This is a genomic window from Kutzneria viridogrisea DSM 43870, from assembly GCF_000525635.1.
GTDB classification, from domain to species: Bacteria; Actinomycetota; Actinomycetes; order Mycobacteriales; family Pseudonocardiaceae; genus Kutzneria; species Kutzneria viridogrisea.
In genome coordinates, this window is the sequence record NZ_CP007155.1 from 3,922,944 (window position 1) to 3,943,949 (window position 21,006).

The following is a 21,006-nucleotide window of genomic DNA, read 5'->3' on the forward strand; positions in this document are numbered from 1 at the left end:
AATCGCCCGCTCAGTGCGAACACACCGTACGCCGAGCGCCGACACGCGGTCTGTGAAGCGCCGACACGCGGGGTTGCTCCGTGTGTCGGCGCTCCGGGGTCAGGCGGAGTAGTCGTAGAAGCCGCGGCCGGTCTTCTTGCCCAGCAGGCCCGCGTCGACCATGCGCAGCAGCAGCGGCGGCGGGGAGTAGAGCGGCTCCTTGAACTCCTCGTACATCGACTCGGCGATGGCCTTGGTGGTGTCCAGGCCGATCAGGTCGGTCAGCTGCAGCGGGCCCATCGGGTGCGCGCAGCCCAGCACCATGCCGTTGTCGATGTCGGCGGCCGAGGCGAAGCCCGACTCCATCATCCGGATCGCCGACAGCAGGTACGGGATCAGCAGGGCGTTGACCACGAAGCCCGCGCGGTCGGTGGAGGTGATGACCTCCTTGCGCAGGGTGCCGGTGACAAAGCCCCGTGCCCGCAGCGAGGTCTGCTCGCTGGTCAGCAGCGAGGGCACCAGCTCGACCAGCTTGAGCACCGGCACCGGGTTGAAGAAGTGGATGCCGATGACCTGGTCGGGCCGACCGGTGGCCATGCCCAGCTTCATGATCGGGATCGAGGAGGTGTTGGAGGCGAAGATGGCCTCCCGGCTGGTGACCACCTTGTCCAGCGTGGCGAACACCTCGGTCTTGACCTGCTCGTTCTCGGCCACGGCCTCCACGATGAGGTCCCGGTCGGCGAACTCGCCCAGGTCGGTGGTGAAGCTCAGCCGCTCCATCGCCGCGTCGCGGTCCTCGGCCGACAGCTTGCCGTTGCGCACGCCCCTGGCCAGGGACTTGGTGATGCGCTCGCGCCCTGCCTCCATGGCGCCCGCGTTGGCCTCGCTGACCAGCACGTCCAACCCGGCCCGCGCGCTGACCTCGGCGATGCCCGAGCCCATCAGCCCGGCGCCGACCACACCCACCCGGCGGATCTCAGTCACAGCAACTCCTTCTCGCTTGCCCGCTGCCGACGGGATCGCCGCCGGTGCTTCCCCCTAGTCAACTACATGCCAGCCCGTCGAGGACAACTCTGAGCAGCGGGTGCTGCTCACTGCCCTTGCGCACGGCCGCGAACACCCGGCGCTGTGGGACCGGCCCGCGCACCGGCACCGGCACGGCACCGGGCACCGGGGCCAGCGCGTTGCGCGGCACCAGCGCCACCCCGGCCCCGGCGGCGACCAGGGCCACCACGGCGCGGAAGTCGTCGGAGGTGTGGGTGATCCGCGGGTTCTCGCAGGCCAGCACGACCACGTCCCGGCACGGGTTGCCCGGCAGCGGGGCGATCCAGTCCTCCTCGGCCAGCTCCCGCACGTCCACCTCGTGCTCGGTGGCCAGCCGGTGCGTCACGGGCAGCACCAGGTCGAAGGGCTCGGCGTAGAGCGGGAACCGGGTCAGCCGCCGGTCGTCGGACCGCGGGACGGCCCGGTACTCCTCGGTGATCGCCACGTCGATCTCCCCGTCCAGCAGCAGCGGCACGCTGGCGTGCCCCTCCGCGTCGCGGACCAGCACCACCACCTCCGGCGCGCTGGTCCGCAGCGCCGCGATCGCCGGGGCCACCACCTGGGTGATGGCCGAGGCGAAGCTGGCCAGCTTGACCGTGCCACGCGCGCCCACGCCGAACGAGGCCAGTGTGGCCTGCGCGCGCTCCAGTTCGGCGGCCACCGCGTTGGCGTGCACCACCAGCAGTTCGCCGGCCGCGGTCAGCGACACGCGCCGCCCGCGCCTGCGCAGCAGCTGCTGGCCCGTCTCCGCCTCCAGCGCCGCCAGCTGCTGGGAGACCGCGGAGGCCGTCAGGTGCAGCGCCTGGCCCGCCGCGGTCACGGTGCCGTGGTCGGCCAGCGCGCGCAGCACCCGCAGCCTCCGTGGATCGATCACGCCCCCATCTTGCTCCTGGCCAGCACGAAGGCGTCCACCGCGCGGTCGACGTCCTCGGTGGAGTGCGCCGCGGACATCTGCGTGCGGATGCGGGCCTTGCCGCGCGGCACCACCGGGTAGGAGAAGCCGATGACGTAGATGCCCTGCTCCAGCAGCAGGTCGGCCATCCGGCCGGCCTCGGCGGCGTCACCGATCATCACCGGGATGATCGGGTGCTCACCGGGCAGCAGGTCGAAGCCCTCCTCGGTCATCCTGCGCCGGAACAGCTCGGTGTTGGCACGCAGCCGCTCCAGCAGCTCACCGGAGGTGCTGAGCAGGTCCAGCGCGGCCAGGGCGGCGGCGGTGATCGAGGGCGCCAGCGAGTTGGAGAACAGGTACGGGCGGGAGCGCTGGCGCAGCAGCTCCACGATCTCCGCACGGCCGGAGACGTAGCCGCCGCTGGCCCCGCCAAGGGCCTTGCCCAGGGTGCCGGTCAGCACGTCCACCCGGTCGGTGACCCCGAACAGCTCGGGCGTGCCGCGACCGGTCGGGCCGGTGAAGCCCACGGCGTGCGAGTCGTCCACCATGACCAGCGCGTCGTGACGCTCGGCCAGCTCGCAGATCTGGTCCAGCGGGGCCAGGTAGCCGTCCATGGAGAACACGCCGTCGGTGGCGATCAGCCGGTACCGCGCGTCCTTGGCGTCCACCAGCTGGCGCTCCAGGTCGGCCATGTCCCGGTTCTTGTACCGGTACCGCTTGGCCTTGCACAGCCGCACCCCGTCGATGATCGAGGCGTGGTTGAGCTCGTCGGAGATCACCGCGTCCTGCTCGCCAAGCAGGGTCTCGAACAGCCCGCCGTTGGCGTCGAAGCAGGAGCTGTACAGGATGGTGTCCTCGGTGCCGAGGAACTGCGACAGCCGCTGCTCCAGCTGCTTGTGCGGCTGCTGGGTGCCGCAGATGAAGCGGACCGAGGCCATGCCGAAGCCCCACTCGTCCAGCGCGCCCCTGGCCGCCTCGATCAGCGCGGGGTGGTCGGCCAGCCCCAGGTAGTTGTTCGCGCAGAAGTTGAGCACCTGCTCGCCGGAGGACACCCGCACCGAGGCGTTCTGCGGGCTGGCGATCACGCGCTCGGCCTTGTAGAGCCCGTCCGCGCGGATCTGGTCCAGTTCCGCCCGCAGGCCCTCGCGCATCGCGCCGTACATCAGTTCTCCGTCCAGTAAGGGAAGTGGTCCTGTGACGGCTGCACTAGCTCTCCGTCCAGTCGAGGATGACCTTGCCGCAGTTGCCCTGCCGGGTGGTGGCGAAGGCGCGGTCGAACTCGGTGTAGTGGAACCGGTGCGTGATCACCGGGCTGATGTCCAGCCCGGCCCCCAGCAGCACCGACATCGCGTACCAGGTCTCGTACATCTCACGGCCGTAGATGCCCTTGATGTGCAGCATCTTCAGCACCACGCTGCCGAAGTCCACCGGGAACTGTTCGGCGGGCAGCCCGAGCATCGCGATGCGACCGCCGTGCGCCATGTTCGCGATCATCTCGCGCAGGGCGGTGGGCTTGCCGGACATCTCCATGCCCACGTCGAAGCCCTCGGACATGCCGAGCTTGGCCTGCGCGTCGGCCACGGTGCCCTCGGCCACGTTGAGCGCCAGGTCCACGCCCACCTTGCGGGCCAGCTCCAGCCGGTGCTCGCTGATGTCGGTGATCGCCACGTGCCGCGCGCCGGCGTGCCGGGCCACGGCGGCGGCCATGATGCCGATCGGGCCCGCGCCGGTGATCAGCACGTCCTCGCCGATGACCGGGAAGGACAGCGCCGTGTGCACCGCGTTGCCCAGCGGGTCGAACACGGCGGCCACGTCCAGGTCCACCTCGTTGCGGTGCACCCACGCGTTCTGTTCGGGCAGCACCACGTACTGGGCGAACGCCCCGTCGCTGTGCACGCCCAGGCCTCGCGTGTTGGCGCACAGGTGCCTGCGGCCCGCCTTGCAGTTGCGGCAGCTGCCGCACACCAGGTGGCCCTCACCGCTGACCAGGTCCCCGACCTTCACCGCGCTGACCGCGGACCCGGTCTGCACGACCTCGCCGACGAATTCGTGGCCGACCACGAGCGGGGCGGTGACGGTGCGCGCCGCCCAGTCGTCCCAGGACTCGATGTGCAGGTCGGTGCCGCAGATGCCGGTGCGCAGCACCCGGACCACCACGTCGCCGGGCCCGGCGACCGGGTCGGGCACCTCGGTGAGCTGCAGGCCGGGTGCCGCGGTGGCCTTGACCAATGCCTTCATGGCGATGAGTGTCGTGTGAGTCCGCTGTGCAGTCCATCAGGACTTTCTGAATTCACTTGTTAGGGGAACTGCACAGCGTCCCCACGCCCGTCAGGCGGGTCGGGTACGCGAACCCCAGCGGCGCGACCCAAGACCGCTCGAGAGCGAATCGCAGGGGTGGATCTTTCCGGATCGGGGCATCCCTCCCACCCCGCCAGGGCGGGACTCGCGTGCAGGAGAGCGGGACTCGCCGGGGTTGGGGCGGTCTCACATGCCGCCTGCCACACGTAGCACGGCTCCGGTCGTGTAGGAGGCGTCCTCGGACAGCAGCCAGGCCACGGCCCCCGCCACCTCCTCGGCCCGACCGGCGCGGCCCAGTGGGATGCGGCCCACCGCGGTGCGCACCCGGTCGGGTGCCCCGGACGCGGCGTGGATCTCCGTGTCGATGATCCCCGGCGCCACCGCGTTGACCCGCACGCGCTCGGCGGCGACCTCCTTGGCCAGGCCGATCGCCACCGCGTCCACGGCCGCCTTGCTCGCCGCGTAGTGCACGTACTCGCCGGGTGAGCCCAGCGTCGCCGCCGCCGAGGACACCAGCACGATTGACCCGCCACCGCCCCCACGCGAGGCGGACATGGACTGGACCGCCCGCCGCGCGCACAGCAGCGGGCCCACCAGGTTGACGTCCACCACCTCGCGCAGGGCCGCCACCGGCTGGTCGGCCAGCGGGGCCATGGGGCTGGTCACGCCCGCGTTGGCCACCAGCCCGGTCACCACGCCCAGCTCCTCGCGCGCCGTGCGGAACAAGCCCTCCACGTCGTGCTCCGAGGTCACGTCGGCGCGCACCGCGGCACACCGCCCGCCCGCGTCGACCACCTCACGGACGACCCGCTCGGCGGCGTCCACGTCCTGCCGGTACGACAGGCACACCGCGTGCCCCGCCGCGGCCAGGCGGCGCACGACGGCCGCCCCGATGCCTCTGCTGCCGCCGGTCACGACCGTGACGCTCATGCCCGCACCTCGCTGGTGCTCGGCGCGCACCCTCGTGCGGGCACGCGGTCACGTGGTTCACTCGCAAGCTCGTTCACGCTTTCGCTCCTCTTTTGTCGGTGCTGAGGGGCATCATGCTCGGTGTGGGGGAAGTCGATCGATGGGGACGATCGGATGGAGTTCGCGATCCTGGGGTCGCTGCGGGTCAGCGCGGGCGACCGCGTAGTGCCGCTGGCGGCCGCCAAGCACCGGGTGCTGCTGGCCGCGCTGCTGCTGCGCGCCAACCACGTGGTGCCAGTCGCCGAACTGGCCGAGCGGCTGTGGGGGAGCGAGCCGCCGGCCAGCGCCAAGGCAACGTTGCAGGGCTACGTGCTGCGGCTGCGGCGCGGCCTCACCGCCCAGGGCGGCGCCGACCCGATCGAGACCCGGCCGCCGGGCTACCTGATCAGGGTCGCACCCGGCGAACTGGACCTGGACGTGTTCCGCACGCTGGTGGCCGAGTCCGAGCGGGCCGCGACCGCCGGTGACCTGGACACGGCCGCCGGCCGGCTCAGACAGGCGGGTGCGCTGTGGCGCGGGCCCGCGCTGTCCGACGTGCCCTCCGACTCGCTGCACGCCACGGCCGGTCCCTGGCTCGCGGAGCTGCGGCGCAGCGCCGTGGAGCGCCGCGTGGACCTGGACCTGCGGCGCGGCGAGCACACCCAGTTGGTCGGCGAGCTGACCGAGTTGGTCGCCGACAACCCGTTGCACGAGCGGTTCCGAGCCCAGCTCATGCTCGCGCTGCACCGGTGCGGGCGCAGCGCCGACGCGCTGGAGGTCTACCGGGACGCGCGGGCCACGTTCGTCGAGGAACTGGGCATCGAGCCGGGCGAGCCGCTGCGGGAGCTGGAGCGCGCCGTGCTGGCTGGTGATCCGGGCCTGGACTGGCGCTGCGATGCGGATCCGCCCAAGTCCGCCCCGCCCCGCGCGCTGCCCCCTGACCTGCCCGACCTGGTCGGCCGCGACGTTCTCGTACACGACATGCTCGCCCGGCTCAGCGCCCCGCCCCGGCAGCCGGGCAGTCCCGTGGTGCAGGTCATCGCGGGCATGGCCGGGGTGGGCAAGACGGCGCTGGCCGTGCACCTCGGGCACCGGCTGCGCGACCGGTTCCCGGACGGCCAGCTGCACGTGACCCTGCAGGACGGCGCGGGCGCGGTGCCGCCAGCCGAGGCGCTGGGCAGGCTGCTGCGGCTGCTCGGCGTGCTGGGCAACCACCTGCCCGACAGCGTGGAGGCCCGCTCCCTGCTGCTGCGCGACCGCCTGGCGGGCAAGCGGGCACTGCTACTGCTCGACGACGCCGTGGACGAGGCGCAGGTCCGCCCGCTGCTGCCCGGTGACAGCTCGTGCACCGTGCTGGTCACCAGCCGCAACCGGCTCACTGGGCTGTCCGGGGCGCACACCGTGGACCTGCGCGTGCTGGACGAGCAGCAGGCGGTCCGCCTGCTGGGCACCGTGGTCGGCGGGGACCGGGTCCGCACCGAACCGCGGGCCAGCGCCGAACTGGTGCGTCAGTGCGGCGGCCTGCCGCTGGCCCTGCGCATCGCGGGCGCCCGGCTGGCCGCCCGCACCAGCAGGCCGGTGGACTGGCTGGTGCGCCAACTGGAGGACGAGCGGCGGCGCCTGGACGGGCTGTCCGCCGGCGACCTGCGGGTGCGGGCCAGCCTGGCCACCAGCTACCGCGCGCTGGACCCCGAGCAGCAGCGGGCGTTCCGGCTGCTGGGGCTGCTCAACACCGGCGAGTACACCCCGCAGCTGGCAGCCGCCGCGCTGGACCGCGAGCCGCACCGTGCCGAGGAACTGGTCGAGCAGCTGGTGGACGCCCAGCTGGTGGACTTCACCGGGGTGGCCGACCGGTACCGCAGCCACGGGCTGGTCCGCCTGTACGCCCGCGAACAGGCGGTGGCCACCGACAGCGAGGCGGACCGCCGCGGGGTCGTGGAGCGTACGCTGACCACCTGGCTGGCCGCGACCACGCAGGCCGAGGCCCGCATGCCGAACGCGGGCTGGTGGCCCTGCCCGCCACCCCGCCCGGTCCGGGCCCGTGTCGAACCGGTGGGTGACGCCCTGGCCTGGTTCGACGCCGAGCGGGCGGAGCTGGGCGTCGCCGTGGACCAGGCGGTGTCGGAGGGACACGCGGAACTCGGCTGGCGCATCGCCGCCGCCTCGGGCTGCTACCTGGAGCTGCGCGGGTACTGGGACGAGTGGCGGCAGGGCCACGAGCGCGCGCTGGCGGGCGCGGTCGCCGCCGGGGACGAGCCCGGTGCGGCGCTCATGCGGTACGGGCTGGGCAGGCTGTGGTTCGCCAAGGACCACTACGAGCTGGCCCTGGACATGCTGTGCCGCGCCCTGGACAGCTGGGCGCGCCTGGACGACCGCTCGTCGCAGGCGCACACGCAGTCCCTGCTCGGCGACGTGCACCACCACACCGGGCGGCTGGACCTGGCCGGGCACCACTTCAGGCTGGCCCACCGCGGCTACGAGGCCGTCGGTGACGACCGCGGGCTGGCAAACTCCCAGCTGTGCCTCGGCCTGCTGCACCGCGACCTGGGCGAACCCGGGCAGGCACTGGGTTGCCTGCGGGAGGCGCTGGACGGCTTCCGCGCCCTGGGCGACCAGTACGGGGAGGCCCAGGTGCTGCGCTTCCTCGGCGCCAGCCACGGCAAGTGGGGGCAGCCCGACATCGCCCGCGACTACTTCACCCAGGCCGCCGCCCTGTACCGCGAGTTCGGCGACCGGTTGGGGGAGTTGCGCAGCGTGCGGCACCTCGGGCACGTGCTCGCGCTGCACGGGGACGGCGGGCACGCCCGCAGGGTGCTGCTGTCCTGCCACGCCTCCTTCGCGGAGATCGGCGACTCCTTCGGGGTGGCCACGGCCTGCTGGAGCCTGGGCGAACTGGCCCTGCGCGAGGCGGACCCGCGGGCCGCCGACCGCTGGCTGCGCGAGGCGTTGGAGCTGGTGGAGGAGGCCGGACTGGTGCACTGGCAGGCCAGGATGCTGCGCCTGCTGGCCGAGACGCACCGGCGCGCGGGCCAGTCGGTGCTGGCCGAGCAGCTCACGTCTCGGGCCGATGCGCTGGCCATGACACAGCGGAAAACAGCGGCGGTCGGTCGGTGATCTGCGCCGAACGGCAGGCCGTGCTCAGCCGACGCGAAATGATCACGTGACGTGGATCGCAGTTGGGCGACGCAATGGCTCCGGTAGGCGCGGGAGGGCCGCGGACGCCCCATTCCACGCCTCGCGGCGGCCAGAATCATCACCACGGGTCACCGCGATGGATCACCGGGACGACGTCCTGGGCGGGCCCCCTGATGGAGGAATCGGTAGCAGATGAGCGTCATGGTCGAGGCCGACAGTAAGCCGAAGTCCCTGCCCACCGCCCCGTGCAGCGTGGTGTGGAGCCTCGGGCACGCCTACGTGCTCGAAGGCGCCCACGGCAGGGCGCGCTGGGTCGGCATGGACGACCGCGGCCGTGCCCGCTGGTTCACCGGCGCCGAGCTTCAGCTGCGCGGCTGGTCCTCCTCCCGCTGACCCCAGCGGGTCAGCCCCTGAGTTCCCCGACCCGTGTGGCAGGCTTGGACCCCACACGGGTCGGGTTCGGATTTTCAGGGAGGCTCTCGGTGGTTTCGGCAGGTCAGGCACCGGAGCGTTCCGATCGTGTGCTGACCGTGCCCAACGCGTTGAGCCTGCTGCGGCTGGCGGGTGTGCCGCTGTTCCTGTGGCTGCTGCTGGGCCCGCACGAGGACGTGCTGGCGATCGTCGTGCTCGCCGTGGCCGCCTTCACCGACTGGCTGGACGGCAAGCTCGCCCGCTGGCTCAACCAGGCCAGCCGGTTCGGGGCCATGCTGGACCCCGCCGCCGACCGCCTCTACATCCTGGCCACCGCCTTCGCCTTCGTGGTGCGCGGCATCCTGCCCTGGTGGTTCGTCGTGGCCATCGCCCTGCGCGATGTGGCCGTGGCCTGCTGCCTGCCCCTGCTGCGCCGTGCGGGCTACTCCCCGCCCGAGGTCATCTACCTGGGCAAGGCGGCCACCTTCTGCCTGCTCTACGCGCTGCCGCTGCTGCTGCTCGCCCAGGGCGAGTCCACCGCCGCGATGATCGCCGCGCCGATCGCCTACGGGTTCGCCGCCTGGGGCGGGGGCATGCACGTGTGGTCGGGCGTGCTCTACGTGGTGCAGACCGTGTCCGCGCTGCGGCGGCGCACCAGCTAGCGCGGACGGGCCGTCCGGCACGGGCACCCGCGCCGGTTCGGTCAGGCCCGCAGCCAGTCGTGGGCCTCGCGGTAGAACCGCGCGACCTGCTCGGGCCGGTCATCCCCGTACAGGTCCCCGCCGACGGGGTAGCCGCGCGAGCCGAGCACGTGGGCCAGCAGCCGGTAGACGGGCCGGTGGGCGGCGAGCGCCGCGGGGTCGATCGCCAGCGCGGTGCCCGGCACGCTGGGCAGCAGCACGTCGCGTTCGTAGACCGGGTCGAGCGAGACGATCAGCCAGCGGCCCTCGTGCCGCCGTACCCGGTAGACCAGCCTGGCGTACGAGGTGAGGTCGACCTCGACCCCGTCCAGTTCGGTGCGCAGCTCGATCGCGGCGGGCAGTTCGACCAGCGCGCGGTCCCCGTGCACGTCGACGACCGGCGGCCCGAGCCGGTGCCTGGCGTTGTCCCCGCGAGCCGCCATCTTCTCCGACTCGGCGGCGAACTCGGCGCCGCTGCCGCGGAACCAGCTCAGCCGCACGGTCGAGTCGGCGGCGAAGCAGTCCCGCATCTGCTGCCACCAGCCCCGGTCACGGCCCTGTCGTTCGTGCAGGACCAGCTGGGTCACGTCCGAGATGTCGCTCACGGCGGTCATTCTCCCTTGTCGGTGGTCAGCCGGGGATGTGCTCGACCCCGCCGCACCACACGGCCCGGATCGACCGGGTGGCGGTGATGTCGCTGAGCGGGTCGCCCTCGACCAGCACGAGGTCGGCCCGGCGGCCCGGCTCGATCACTCCGCGGTCGGTGAGCCCGAAGTGCTTGGCGGGCAAGGAGGTCGCGGAGCGCAGAGCGTCCACTGTGCTCAGACCGGCGTCGACGAGCAGCTCCAGTTCGCGGTGCAGGCTGTCGCCGTGGCTGATCGCCGCGGGTACACCGGGTGAGGCGTTGGCGTCGGTGCCCGCGATGACCGGGACCCCGGCCCGGTGCAGCCGCCGCACACTGGCGCGGGCCGCCTCGTAGCTGGCCCCGGGCGGAGCCGACTGCGCGATGACACCCTCCATCATGGACAGTGTCGGCACGACGAACTGGCCGCCCGCGAGCACCCGTGCGGTGAGGTCCTCGGTCAGTGCCCGGTCCAGCGGCACGTGCGTGAGGATGTCCACCCCGGCAAGCAGTGCCTCCTCCACGGCGGCACAGGAGGTGACGTGCGCGACGGTCGGCCTGCCGTGCGCGTGGGCCGCCGCGACGAGCGCGTTCAGGGTGGCCTGCTCGTGGCTGGGCGCCGGGGTGTTGATCACGATCTTGAGGTAGTCGGAACCCTCGGCCACCCGCTCGGCCACGAACCGCGCTGCCTCCTGCGCGCCCCGCAGGATGCCCAACTATCCCACCAGCGGGATGTGCGAGTGCGGGCTGCCGGGTGCGATGGCGGGCGTGCCCGCGCTGCGGACTGCGGGCAGGCCGGGCAGTCCGCGCAGCGAGCGCACGAACTCCGGCGGCGCGCAGGCCATGTCCAGCGCGGTGGTCACGCCGAACTCCCTGAGCCGCACCAGGTCCTGCCGACCGCCCGCCAGGTACAGGTGCGCGTCGATCAGCCCGGGCAGCAGCACGCCGCCCGCACCGTCGAGGACCCGGGCGCCGGTGGCGTCGCCGGAGCCGATCAGGCCCGCCTCGATGACAACCGTGCCGGGGGAGCGCAGTCCGGTCCCGTCGAAGACGCGGACGTTGTGCAGAACGGTCCTGCCCACCTGTGCTGATCCGTCCATAATGGTCACGACGCACATCATTGGGCAGGCCTGGACCGTCGGCCAGCCCCCGTTTCATTGAGTGGAACGACGGAGGTCGGTGTGACCGAGCGGCGAGCACGTGGTGGTCGGCCCGCGCGGGGCGAACCCGTGCTGGACCGCGCTTTCCGGCTGCTCGGCTGCTTCTCACCGGACCGGCCCACCCTGTCGCTCGCCGCGCTGAGCGAGTTGGCCGGGCTGCCCAAGCCGACCGCGTTGCGCCTGGCCCGCAAGCTGGTGGAGCTGGGTGCGCTGGAGCAGGCCGAGTCGGGTGACTACACGATCGGGTTGCGCCTGCTGGAGATCGCCTCGCTCGCGCCGCGCGGGCACGGTCTGCGCGAGAACGCCTTGCCGTACATGGAGGACCTGCTGCACGCGACGGGGCAGCACGTGCTGCTGTCCGTGCGCGAGGGGGTGGAGGCCGTTCTCGTGGAGCGGCTGTCCGCGCGGGGTGCGCACCGGGTGGGTTACCGGGTCGGCGGCCGGATGCCGTTGCACTCCACGGGAAACGGGCTGATTCTGCTGGCCTTCGCACCCAAGCGGGTACAGGAGGAGGTGCTCGCGGTGGACTGGTCCGCCGACGAGGAGAACCTCAACGGCACGGGCACCGAGTTGCGCGCCCGGCTGGCCGCGGTCCGGCGCGACCGGTTCGCGGTGTCCTCGCGGCGTAAGCGGGGTGTGTCGCTGACCTCCGTGGCCGCCCCGGTCGTGGACCGGCGGAAGAACACGATCGCCGCGGTGTCGGTGATCACCGGCTCCGAGCAGGTGGCACCGGCGACCCACATCCCGGCCGTCATCGCCGTCGCCCGCGCGATCTCCCGCGCGGCGGCGCTCTGACCACCTTGGTGTGACGAGGAATTCGGGCAGGGATCGCGGCACGTCCTCGGTGTCCTGAGCGTGGCGCGACAGGCGTTTTGGCGGATTTCTCCCTACTTCCGCATGGTGTTGACCGCAGCGGGACGTGAGCAGAATTCGCACTCGATCACTTCGAGTGACGCCGATCCCTGCGGAGGTATGCGAAGTGTCCAGAAACCGAGTCATCACCGGTGCGGCGGCCGTCGCGCTGGCGGCGACCGCGATCGCGACCGCCAGTCCCGCGCTGGCGGCACCCGCCATGCAGCACCTCGCCTCACGGGCCATGCCCTTCGGCAGCGTCGTGCGTTACCAGCAGACCATCGCCGGGGTGCCGGTCTTCGGCGGCCAGGTCGTGACCACCCTGGACCGCGACGGGCACGTGCTGGCCACGCACGGCAAGACCACCAAGACCACCAGCGGGCAGTTCCCCGCGAGCAGCGAGGGCGTCACCGCCGCGGCAGTGGCCGAGGTGGCCCACCGCAGCGGCATCCCGGCCGCGAAGCTGACCGCTGGCGCACCGCGGGCCTACTGGTACGACGCCACCCTCGGCGGCGCCAAGGGGGCCTCGGTCGCCGTGCCCACCTACCAGGTCCTCGTGCACGGACCCCGGCTGGACGACAAGTGGACCGAGGTCGTCAAGGCGGACACCAGGCAGGTGCTCGCCTCCTGGTCGGACATCCACGAGGCGGTCAACCGCGATGTGTGCGACGCCGCACGCGCGACCGTCTCCGGCAGCGCCGAGTCGGTGCGCTGCGGTGGCGGCGCGTTCTCGGTGACCCGTGGCGAGGGCGGCGGCGAGTCCTCGGTCACCGACGTCAACAACGTCTACAACTTCTTCGGCGACGCCCAGAACTTCTACGCCAAGGCGGTGGGGGTCGACCTCACCTCGCTGGTCGGCGCCGACTACGGCGACGGGACGGGCACCGCTCTGCGCGGCACCGTGCGGATCTGCGTGCAGGGCGAGCAGTGCCCGTACCTCAACGCGTTCTGGGACGGCGAGCAGATGGCCTTCGGTGAGGGCGTCACCACCGACGACGTCACCGGGCACGAGCTGACCCACGGGGTCACCCAGCACACTTCGGGCCTGCAGGGCAGCCAGGCGGACTCGATCAACGAGGGTCTGTCCGACGTGTTCGGCAAGTTCATCGCGCTCAGCGCGAACGACCCGAACAGCGCGGGGGACAACCGCTGGAACCTGGGCGCGGGCACCTCGCTGGGCGTCATCCGCAACATGAAGGACCCGCGCTCGACCAACCAGCCCGACATGGTCAACGGCCCCGGCTGGGACACCAACAACCCCGACGTGCACATCAACGACGGCGTGGTGAACAAGGCCGACTACCTGATCACCGACGGGGACACCTTCAACGGGCAGACCGTGCGCGGGCTCGGCGCGGACAAGGCCGTGCAGGTGTGGTGGGGCGTGGAGAACACGCTGACCCCCAGCGCGACCTTCCACGACGTGGGCAACGCTCTGAACTCCTCCTGCTCCGCGCTGGCCCAGAACGGCACCGCGGGCATCACCGCCGACGACTGCGCCCAGGTCGCCAACGCGGTGAAGGCCACCCAGCTTGACCAGGACGCCCAGTAGGTTCGAGGCTCCGCGGGGTCGGCCGCGTGCTGCGCGGCCGACCCGGTCCCGGAGTCCTCAGGCGGCCCACCAGGTGGGTTCGCCGGTGCCCTCGCTGACCCGGCCGTCCCGGTGCAGGTAGTGCCGCACATCGCGGCCGGGCTCCGCGAACGCCCCGTCCAGCGCCAGCCGCACCCACTCGGCGCCGAAACCGAAGACCTCGGCCGCCACCCCGCCCAGCGGGTGGAACTCGTTCTCGTAGACGCGCAGTTCCTTGGGGGCACGCACCAGCTCGAAGTTGGCCAGCGCCTGCGGCAGCTGGGTGAGCTCGTCGAACTCCCCGATGCCGTAGAGCACCGGGCAGCCGATGCGGCCGACCAGCTCGCCCAGCGGCAGGTGGGCCACCAACTCGCGGTCGAAGGCGGCCTCGTCGGTGTAGCCCGCCATGTACATGTAGTTCTGCTTGAAGCTGGGCTGGGCCCGCTCGAAGATCGTCTCGAAGTCCCCGGTGACGGCCTCGAAGGCGGCCAGCGCGGCCAGCCGGGGGTCGGTTGCCGCGGCCCGGCTGCCCCAGTACCCGCTCATGCTGATGCCGAACATGCCGATCCGGTCCGGATCCACCTCGGGCAGCTCCACGAGGTGGTCGATGAACCGGCTGATCGCGCGCTCGTAGTTGGTCAGGTCCACGGTGAGCCCGCCCGCGCGGGTCTCGCCCTGCCCGGGCCCCTCGATGGACAGGGCCACCACCCCGCGCGAGGTGTAGTACCGCTCGGCGGCGTAGAGGTAGTCCTCCTTGATCATGTCCATGCCGGGCCCGAGGATCACCGCGGGCGCCTCGCGCACCTGTCCGGCGGGCAGATGCAGCAGCCCGTGGACGTGGCCGCCCTCGAAGTCGAGGACCACGCGGCGCACCAGGCCCTCGCGCAGTTCGCCGAGCTTGGCCACGCAGTGGTCGGTCCGCGCGCGGAACGCGGCCTTGCGCGGGTCGGCGGCGTCGAAGAAGGAGTACTGGGCGCGGCCCCACATCACCGCGGCCCGCTGGTACAGGTCGGCCGCGGTCCCGCGGAAGCCGTTGGCCTCGTGGTGTTCGGCCCGCTGCTGGGCCTGGGCGGCCACCGTTGCCCAGGCCTTCGGCAGCATCGCCCCGCTCCTGACCAGTGCGAAGACCTTCTCGAAGTCGGTGTGGTCGTGCCCGAGCTGCTCCAGCGTGCCCCTGGCCTCAGGGTGCAGCGCGTCGAAGCCGCCAACCGCAAGCGCGATGTCCAGGGTCCAGCTCTGCGCCGTCGACCGCGTCGTCATGGTGGGCTCCCTCCGGAGGGTTAATTAAGTACTTAGCTATTAAGTACTTAGGCTAGGCTGGTGTCAAGCAGAGAGGTGCACACCACATGGACTACCGAGAGCAGGCCCTGGACCAGTTGGGGCGGGCCGCCTACCGGCTCAGCGCGGCCGACGCACGGCTGCGCGGCCGGGCCACCAGGTCGGCCGACGCCCTGTCGCTGACCCACGCCAGGGCCCTGCGCGTGCTGGCCGAGCAGGGACCGAGCACGGTCAGCCAGCTCGCCGCGGGCACCGAGACCACCTCGGCGGGCGTGACCCAACTGGTCAACGGGCTGGTCCAGGCCGGGTACGTCACCAGGCAGCGATCGGCCACCGACCAGCGCTCGGTCACCGTGGCCCTGACCGACAAGGGCGCGGACCGGCACGCCAAGCGCAGTCAGGCGCTGACCGAGGCGCTGGACGAGGCGTTCGGGGACCTCGACGAGCAGGAGTTGGCGCGGGCCGCGCGGGTGCTGGGCCAGCTCGTCGAGGTCTACGACCGGCTCTGACCGGGGTCAGGCCGGCCCTGGGACTGGTCGTTGCGTCAGAACCAGTTGCGCGGCAACGGCTTCCCGGTCGTCATTGCCCACCACGCCACGGGTCGTCCCGGGCAGGCACGCGATGCCCTCGACCTTGTGGCCGGTGAACTTCACCAGTGGGACCGGGTCCTGGTTGGTGCTCACCCGCAGGCCCTGATCGGCCGACTGCTGGCCCGCTGATCTAGTGTCATGCCAGTTCAGCGGGCCTTGGTGCCTCGAACCGCGTGACCGGAGGAGTCGATGCTGGGATGACGGCAGGGCGACCGATACCCACACAGGACGACGTGCTCGGGTACTTCGACACGCTGTCGAACTGGGGACGGTGGGGCGAGGACGACGAGCTCGGCACTCTGAACCACATCACCGACGACGTCCGGCTGGCGGCGGCGCGGGCCGTGCGCCACGGCAGGAGCGTGTCGTGCGCATGGGAGGTTGCCGTACCGGAGGACATGGAGCGGTCGACGACGACGTGCCCGTGCGCCGCCGACATGCCCGGTGCCGAGGACATGCCGCTGCCCGGATTCCGCAACGACCGGCGCTGGGGCTTTTCGCACGAGCGGCTCGGCATCACCTTCCACGGCAACACCCTGACCCACGTCGACTCGCCGTGCCACATCTTCTGGGACGGCACGATGTACAACGGGCGGTCGCACTCGTTGGTCGACGCCGCAACGGGATCGGCGTGGGCGGCCGTCACGGCGGCGGCGAACGGGATCATCACGCGTGGTGTCCTGCTGGACATCGCGAGGGTCCGCGATGTGCCGTGGTTGGAACCGGGGCAGGGTGTGTTTCCCGAGGATCTCGAGGAGGCCGAGCGTCGCCAGGGTGTGCGGGTGCGCTCCGGCGATGCGGTACTCCTGCGGACCGGCTATGGCCGGTTCCGGCACGAGGCCGGTGCGGCCAGCGGTGTCACGCAGGCCGGCTGGCACGCGTCCTGCCTGCCGTGGCTGCATGAACGGCAGGTCGCGCTGATCGGCGCTGACACCCCGCAGGAGGTTCAGCCGTCGGGGTACGAGGACGTGTTGATGCCGGTTCACGCCGTGAGCCTGGTTGCGATGGGTCTGTGGCTGCTCGACAACTGCGACCTGGAGGTGTGCGCGAGGACGGCTGCCGAGCTCGGCCAGTGGGACTTCCACCTCGCGGTCGCGCCGGTCCGCTTCGCCGGTACGTCCGGCAGCCCGGTCAACCCCATCGCCACATTCTGACCGCGGGACTCGCACCCGACAGTGTCTCGGCACGCAGCGAAGAGCGGGAGCGGAACACGAGGTGAACAGGCCTTTCGGCTGGACTGTTCACCTCGTGGCGTGCTGTCCGACGGCTACCGTCCATGTACGCGTGATTGCTTGTCCCGGACGAACTAGGCAGTGCGAACAGCGGAGGTCGTGCAGTGGTTGAGGTGAGCCGGAGACGGTTTCTGGGTGCTACGGGTGCCGCGGTCGGCTCACTCGCCCTGCCGGGGGCCATCGGCAAGGCGTTCGCCGTCGAGCCCGAGGTCCGCTCGGGCACGATCAAGGACGTCGACCACGTGGTGATCCTCATGCAGGAGAACCGGTCCTTCGACCACTACTTCGGCACGATGCGCGGGGTGCGCGGGTTCGGTGACCCCCGGCCGTGGATCCTGCCCACCGGGCGCGACGTGTGGCACCAGCCGCCCGCCTCGACCAAGACCAAGGACTACCACAACCGGGGGCTGCCCGCCGACGCCGAGTACGTGCTGCCCTTCGACCTGGACTCGGTGCGCACCAGCGAGCACATCGACGGCACGAACCACGGCTGGAGCAGCGGCCACCTCGCGTGGAACGAGGGCCGCCACGACCAGTGGGTGAACCAGAAGCAGGACGTGCTGACCATGGCGCACCTGTCCCGGCAGGACAACGCCTACCACCGGGCGCTGGCCGAGGCGTTCACCGTGTGCGACTCCTACTTCTGCTCCATCCACGCCGACACCGCGCCGAACCGCATCTACCTGTGGACCGGCACCATCGACGCGCAGAACACCTTGGGGCGCAAGAAGAACGGGCCGGGTCTCGAGGAGCGCGGCGGCCGCAACGGCTACACCTGGACCACCTACCCGGAGCGGCTGCAGCAGCGCGGCATCAGCTGGAAGGTCTACCAGGGCGGCACCGGCGTATCGGGTCAGCCCACCGACAACTACACCGACAACTCGCTGGAGTTCTTCGCCAACTACCAGGTCGCCGAGGGCGCGTCCGGGCCGCTGGTGGAGCGCGGGGCCAGCAACCACACCCTGGCCGAGCTGAAGCAGGACGTGTTGTCGGGCAACCTTCCCGCGGTGTCCTGGGTGGTCTCGCCGTACCAGTACAGCGAGCACCCCTCGGCCTCGCCGACCGACGGGGCCTACTACATCGACACCGTGCTGGACGCGCTCACCGCCGATCCCAAGGTGTGGGCGAGGACGGTGCTGATCCTCAACTACGACGAGAACGACGGGTTCTTCGACCACGTGGTGCCGCCGATGCCGCCGGTCCGCAACCAGCCGGGCACCGACGGCCTGGTGTCGGCCTCGCTGGCCGCCAGCCTGCCGCAGGAGATCCTCGACCTCGACCTGCACCCCGGTGAGGCCGGGCCGCTCATCCCCGGCGCCGACCCGCTGGGCAAGCAGCCCATCGGCCTCGGCCCCCGGGTCCCGCTGGTGATCGTCTCCCCGTGGACCAAGGGCGGCTGGGTGTGCTCGGAGGTGTTCGACCACACCTCGGTCCTGCGCTTCCTGGAGAAGCGGTTCGACCTGCCCGAGCCCAACATCAGCGCATGGCGGCGCTCGCTGTGCGGGGACCTGACCTCGGCCTTCGACTTCTCCCGGCGCGACGCGCGTGTGCTGGCCCTCGACCCGCCCGCGCCGATCAAGGGCAGGGGCGAGCCGTTCTCGGTGCCCGCCAGGCAGGCCATGCCCCGCCAGGAGCCCGGGGTCCGGCGGGCCAGGGCGCTGCCGTACCGGTTCGGCGTCGCACTGGACCGGGCCAGCGCCACCGAGCTGAGCTTGTCCTTCCACAACACCGGGTCCACCGGCTGCTACTTCGCCGTGCGCGACGGCAGCGCCCCGCAGGCGGCACCCCGGCGCTACCAGGTCGCCCGCGGTGACACCGTGTCGGACACCTGGACCGTTGGCGGCCGGTACCAGTTCGGCGTCTGGGGCGCCAACGGCTACCTGGCCGAGTTCGCCGGGGACGGCGGTGACCTACACGAGGTGCGGGCCGTCATCGAGGAGGACCAGCACTCGGACTGCGTCACCCTCGTGCTGAGCAACCCGGGGACCCGGTCCCGGCGGGTCGCCGTGGACAACTCCTACCGTGAGGGCTCGTCCCGGTCGGTGTCCCTGCGGCCCGGCCAGACCGTGCGCCAGGTGTGGGACCTGCGGTCCAGCCACGGCTGGTACGACCTGACCGTCACCGTGCCGGGCTCCGGGGCGTACCGGCGGCGGTTCGCCGGGCACCACGAGAACGGCCGGCCCAGCTACAGCGACCCGGCCGTGCGCTGCTGAGCGCGAGCCGCGCCGGGCTGTCCGTGACATGCTGTGCCGCAGGCGATGTACAGGCCGAGGGGAGCGTTCATGGCGGGCAGCCCGGTGCGGTGGGGGATCATGGGGACCGGCGGGATCGCCGACACCTTCGTGACCGATCTGCGCAACACCGACTCGGGTGTCGCGGTGGCCGTCGGGTCCCGGAGCCAGGCCTCCGCCGACCGGTTCGCCGACCGGCTGGGCATCGGCCGCCGGCACGCCAGCTACGTGGAGCTGGTCGCCGATCCCGAGGTGGACGTGGTCTACGTGGCCACCCCGCACCCGATGCACCACGCCAACGCCCTGCTCGCGCTGCGGGCAGGCAAACCCGTGCTGGTAGAGAAGCCGTTCACGATGAACGCCGCCGAGGCGCGCGAGCTCGTCGCGGTCGCCCGTGAGCGCGGTCTGCTGCTGGTGGAGGCGATGTGGACGCGGTTCCTGCCGCACATCCGGCGGATCCGCGAGCTGGTCGCCAGCGGTGTGCTCGGTGAGATCGTCACGGTGACCGCGGACCACGGGCAGTGGTTCGCCGAGGACCCGGACTTCCGGCTGTTCGCCCCGGCACTGGGCGGCGGTGCGCTGGCCGACCTCGGTGTGTACCCCGTGTCCTTCGCGTCGATGATCCTCGGCATGCCCAGCCGGATCACCGCCCTGTGCACGCCCGCCTTCACCGGCGTGGACGGCCAGACCTCGATGCTGTTCGGCTACGACAGCGGGGCACAGGCGGTGCTGACCTGCACGCTGCGGGCGATGAGCCCCACCAGGGCCGCCATCGTCGGTACGGAGGCCCGGATCGAGATCGACGGCGACTTCTACGCGCCGACCTCGTTCACGCTGATCCCGCGTGAGGGCGAGCCGACCCGGTTCGAGCAGGGCCACCTCGGCCGCGGGCTGCGCCACCAGGCCGACGAGGTGGCCAGGCTGCTGGCGGCCGGTGCGACCGAGAGCCCGCTCATGCCGCTGGACGAGACGATCTCGATCATGGAAACCATGGACGCCGTGCTGGCCCACCAGGAGAAGGCCGGGCACTGACTCGTGTCAGGCGCTGCGGTCCACAGTGGACTGAACGAGCAGGACGGGGCACCGGGAGTGGTGCAGCGCGGCCTTGGCGACCGAACCGGCGTGGCGGCCGGTGCCGCGGCCGAGTACGAGCAGATCGGTGTTGCCCGCCTGGGCGATGACCTCGTGCGGCAGGGCGCGCGCCACGGTCAGGCTGCACGGGGGCCGGAACGGCAGGGTCTGCACGTGCAGCTCGGCCAGGTGCAGCACGTCCTCGGCCTCCTCGAACGGCGAGGCGTGCACGATCCGCAGTCTTGACCGGTAGGTGGCCGCCATGCCGACCGCGCGCCGGAGCACGGCGGCGTCCTCCCGGCCGCCGCTGACCATGGCGGTGACAGTCCGGTGCGCGCCCCACACCGCGGCCGGGGCGCCGCGCACGACGAGCACGTCGCAGTGGGCCGTCGACACGGTGGGCAGCACCAGTGAGCCGAGGCCGATGGTGCACCGGTGCAGGTGCCCGCGGCAGCCCAGCACGAGCAGCTCACTGCCGGTACTGGCCTCGGCGAACTCGGCGAGCGGGTCGACCGTGATCGGTGTGCAGATCACCGGTAGCAGCGGGTACAGGTGCATGGTGTGCGTGAGGCCGAGGTCGAGCGGCACGTCGGCGGGCAGTTCCGCGTTCGTGCCCGGCCGGAGCACCCGGAGTTTCGTACCGAGCGTGCAGGCGTACCGGGCCGCCCACTGCAATGCGAGCCCGCCCCAGTAGGAGCCGTCGGTGCCCACGGTGATCGGGCCGACCTCGCGGGATGCGGCCGAGGTGGTGCGTGCGGCTAACGGGACGGTGGTGGTCATGCCGGGGCCTCCTGGGAGCTGGGGTTCCACTGTCCCGAGGTCGCCGGCGTGCCGACCAGTGCCAGTCGCCACGAGGGCCCGGGCACAAAGTCCCGGTGGGCTGAGGTCCCCGGGCAGCGGCCCGGATCGGCCGCGGCGGCGATTGTTGAGGTGAATCGGCCGCAGAGACCACAGGAGTCCGGATGATCACCGCGGGTTCGCTTGCACCGACAACCAAGCCCGGTCCCTCCGGC

Annotated in this window: 20 protein-coding genes; 10 read left to right on the plus strand and 10 right to left on the minus strand. The window is 71.9% G+C overall.

The annotated features are described in order from the left end of the window. Positions 1–99: 99 nt before the first annotated feature. The 5 genes from KALB_RS17585 to KALB_RS17605 form a co-directional block, all read right to left on the minus strand. Complete coding sequence (locus KALB_RS17585; RefSeq protein ID WP_025357030.1) at positions 100–963, minus strand: 3-hydroxybutyryl-CoA dehydrogenase; 864 nt, start codon at positions 961–963, stop codon at positions 100–102. Positions 964–1,021: 58 nt separating this feature from the next. Beyond that, positions 1,022–1,897, minus strand: coding sequence for a LysR family transcriptional regulator (locus tag KALB_RS17590; RefSeq protein WP_025357031.1), 876 nt, complete (start codon positions 1,895–1,897; stop codon positions 1,022–1,024). Next, on the minus strand, positions 1,894–3,078 hold the full coding sequence (locus tag KALB_RS17595; protein ID WP_025357032.1) for a glycine C-acetyltransferase: 1,185 nt from the start codon (positions 3,076–3,078) through the stop codon (positions 1,894–1,896). Before KALB_RS17595 ends, KALB_RS17590 begins: the two co-directional genes overlap by 4 nt. A 43-nt stretch (positions 3,079–3,121) precedes the next feature. Beyond that, on the minus strand, positions 3,122–4,153 hold the full coding sequence (tdh, locus tag KALB_RS17600) for an L-threonine 3-dehydrogenase (protein WP_025357033.1): 1,032 nt from the start codon (positions 4,151–4,153) through the stop codon (positions 3,122–3,124). A gap of 246 nt (positions 4,154–4,399) precedes the next feature. Continuing rightward, complete coding sequence (locus KALB_RS17605) at positions 4,400–5,143, minus strand: SDR family oxidoreductase (RefSeq protein ID WP_025357034.1); 744 nt, start codon at positions 5,141–5,143, stop codon at positions 4,400–4,402. A gap of 153 nt (positions 5,144–5,296) precedes the next feature. Between KALB_RS17605 and KALB_RS17610 the strand changes: the two genes are divergently transcribed. The 3 genes from KALB_RS17610 (at position 5,297) to clsA (ending at position 9,369) form a co-directional block, all read left to right on the plus strand. After that, on the plus strand, positions 5,297–8,275 hold the full coding sequence (locus KALB_RS17610) for an AfsR/SARP family transcriptional regulator (RefSeq protein WP_025357035.1): 2,979 nt from the start codon (positions 5,297–5,299) through the stop codon (positions 8,273–8,275). A 213-nt stretch (positions 8,276–8,488) separates the two neighbouring features. Continuing rightward, complete coding sequence (locus tag KALB_RS17615) at positions 8,489–8,689, plus strand: hypothetical protein (protein ID WP_025357036.1); 201 nt, start codon at positions 8,489–8,491, stop codon at positions 8,687–8,689. Between the two features lie 89 nt (positions 8,690–8,778). Continuing rightward, a complete protein-coding gene (gene clsA, locus KALB_RS17620) occupies positions 8,779–9,369 on the plus strand; it encodes a cardiolipin synthase ClsA (RefSeq protein ID WP_042220480.1) in 591 nt (196 codons plus the stop codon). 41 nt (positions 9,370–9,410) lie between these two features. On the opposite strand, the gene KALB_RS17625 is transcribed toward clsA, so the two are convergent. From KALB_RS17625 to KALB_RS49230, 3 genes are read right to left on the minus strand one after another with little or no spacing between them, the layout of a single operon-like run. Next, a complete protein-coding gene (locus KALB_RS17625) occupies positions 9,411–9,992 on the minus strand; it encodes a nuclear transport factor 2 family protein (RefSeq protein WP_025357038.1) in 582 nt (193 codons plus the stop codon). A gap of 25 nt (positions 9,993–10,017) precedes the next feature. Then, positions 10,018–10,725, minus strand: a complete 708-nt coding sequence (locus KALB_RS49225) for an amidohydrolase family protein (RefSeq protein ID WP_236650278.1) — start codon at positions 10,723–10,725, stop codon at positions 10,018–10,020. Next, on the minus strand, positions 10,726–11,091 hold the full coding sequence (locus KALB_RS49230) for a hypothetical protein (RefSeq protein WP_236650279.1): 366 nt from the start codon (positions 11,089–11,091) through the stop codon (positions 10,726–10,728). Between the two features lie 99 nt (positions 11,092–11,190). On the opposite strand from KALB_RS49230, the gene KALB_RS17635 reads away from it, so the two are divergent. Together KALB_RS17635 and KALB_RS17640 are read left to right on the plus strand one after the other, a co-directional pair. Beyond that, positions 11,191–11,964, plus strand: coding sequence for an IclR family transcriptional regulator (locus KALB_RS17635; protein ID WP_042220482.1), 774 nt, complete (start codon positions 11,191–11,193; stop codon positions 11,962–11,964). Positions 11,965–12,148: 184 nt separating this feature from the next. Continuing rightward, complete coding sequence (locus KALB_RS17640) at positions 12,149–13,573, plus strand: M4 family metallopeptidase (RefSeq protein ID WP_025357040.1); 1,425 nt, start codon at positions 12,149–12,151, stop codon at positions 13,571–13,573. Between the two features lie 57 nt (positions 13,574–13,630). Here the strand turns inward: KALB_RS17640 and KALB_RS17645 are convergent, their stop codons facing one another. Further along, positions 13,631–14,851, minus strand: a complete 1,221-nt coding sequence (locus KALB_RS17645) for an alpha/beta hydrolase (RefSeq protein WP_025357041.1) — start codon at positions 14,849–14,851, stop codon at positions 13,631–13,633. Positions 14,852–14,937: 86 nt separating this feature from the next. Here KALB_RS17645 and KALB_RS17650 point away from each other — a divergent pair, with 86 nt between their 5' ends. The 5 genes from KALB_RS17650 to KALB_RS17665 all read left to right on the plus strand — a co-directional run bounded on the left by KALB_RS17650 (position 14,938) and on the right by KALB_RS17665 (position 19,954). Then, a complete protein-coding gene (locus KALB_RS17650) occupies positions 14,938–15,378 on the plus strand; it encodes a MarR family winged helix-turn-helix transcriptional regulator (RefSeq protein WP_025357042.1) in 441 nt (146 codons plus the stop codon). Between the two features lie 30 nt (positions 15,379–15,408). Continuing rightward, positions 15,409–15,588 carry a hypothetical protein gene (locus KALB_RS46540; protein ID WP_148309502.1) on the plus strand — a complete coding sequence of 60 codons (180 nt, stop codon included), beginning with the start codon at positions 15,409–15,411 and terminating at the stop codon, positions 15,586–15,588. Between the two features lie 104 nt (positions 15,589–15,692). Then, positions 15,693–16,613, plus strand: a complete 921-nt coding sequence (locus KALB_RS17655) for a cyclase family protein (RefSeq protein ID WP_236650280.1) — start codon at positions 15,693–15,695, stop codon at positions 16,611–16,613. A gap of 191 nt (positions 16,614–16,804) precedes the next feature. Continuing rightward, positions 16,805–18,904, plus strand: coding sequence for a phosphocholine-specific phospholipase C (locus KALB_RS17660; RefSeq protein WP_236650281.1), 2,100 nt, complete (start codon positions 16,805–16,807; stop codon positions 18,902–18,904). Between the two features lie 69 nt (positions 18,905–18,973). Continuing rightward, positions 18,974–19,954 carry a Gfo/Idh/MocA family protein gene (locus KALB_RS17665; RefSeq protein ID WP_025357045.1) on the plus strand — a complete coding sequence of 327 codons (981 nt, stop codon included), beginning with the start codon at positions 18,974–18,976 and terminating at the stop codon, positions 19,952–19,954. A gap of 6 nt (positions 19,955–19,960) precedes the next feature. On the opposite strand, the gene KALB_RS17670 is transcribed toward KALB_RS17665, so the two are convergent. Then, a complete protein-coding gene (locus tag KALB_RS17670) occupies positions 19,961–20,773 on the minus strand; it encodes a universal stress protein (RefSeq protein ID WP_025357046.1) in 813 nt (270 codons plus the stop codon). Between the last annotated feature and the right edge of the window lie 233 nt (positions 20,774–21,006).

Bases quoted from the DNA above. Each gene is read 5' to 3' on its own strand.
- KALB_RS17595 (WP_025357032.1), bottom strand. From the start codon at position 3,078: ATGTACGGCGCGATGCGCGAGGGCCTGCGGGCGGAACTGGACCAGATC.
- tdh (WP_025357033.1), bottom strand. From the start codon at position 4,153: ATGAAGGCATTGGTCAAGGCCACCGCGGCACCCGGCCTGCAGCTCACC.
- KALB_RS17605 (WP_025357034.1), bottom strand. From the start codon at position 5,143: ATGAGCGTCACGGTCGTGACCGGCGGCAGCAGAGGCATCGGGGCGGCC.
- KALB_RS17610 (WP_025357035.1), top strand. From the start codon at position 5,297: ATGGAGTTCGCGATCCTGGGGTCGCTGCGGGTCAGCGCGGGCGACCGC.
- KALB_RS17615 (WP_025357036.1), top strand. From the start codon at position 8,489: ATGAGCGTCATGGTCGAGGCCGACAGTAAGCCGAAGTCCCTGCCCACC.
- KALB_RS17645 (WP_025357041.1), bottom strand. From the start codon at position 14,851: ATGACGACGCGGTCGACGGCGCAGAGCTGGACCCTGGACATCGCGCTT.
- KALB_RS17650 (WP_025357042.1), top strand. From the start codon at position 14,938: ATGGACTACCGAGAGCAGGCCCTGGACCAGTTGGGGCGGGCCGCCTAC.
- KALB_RS17665 (WP_025357045.1), top strand. From the start codon at position 18,974: ATGGCGGGCAGCCCGGTGCGGTGGGGGATCATGGGGACCGGCGGGATC.
- KALB_RS17670 (WP_025357046.1), bottom strand. From the start codon at position 20,773: ATGACCACCACCGTCCCGTTAGCCGCACGCACCACCTCGGCCGCATCC.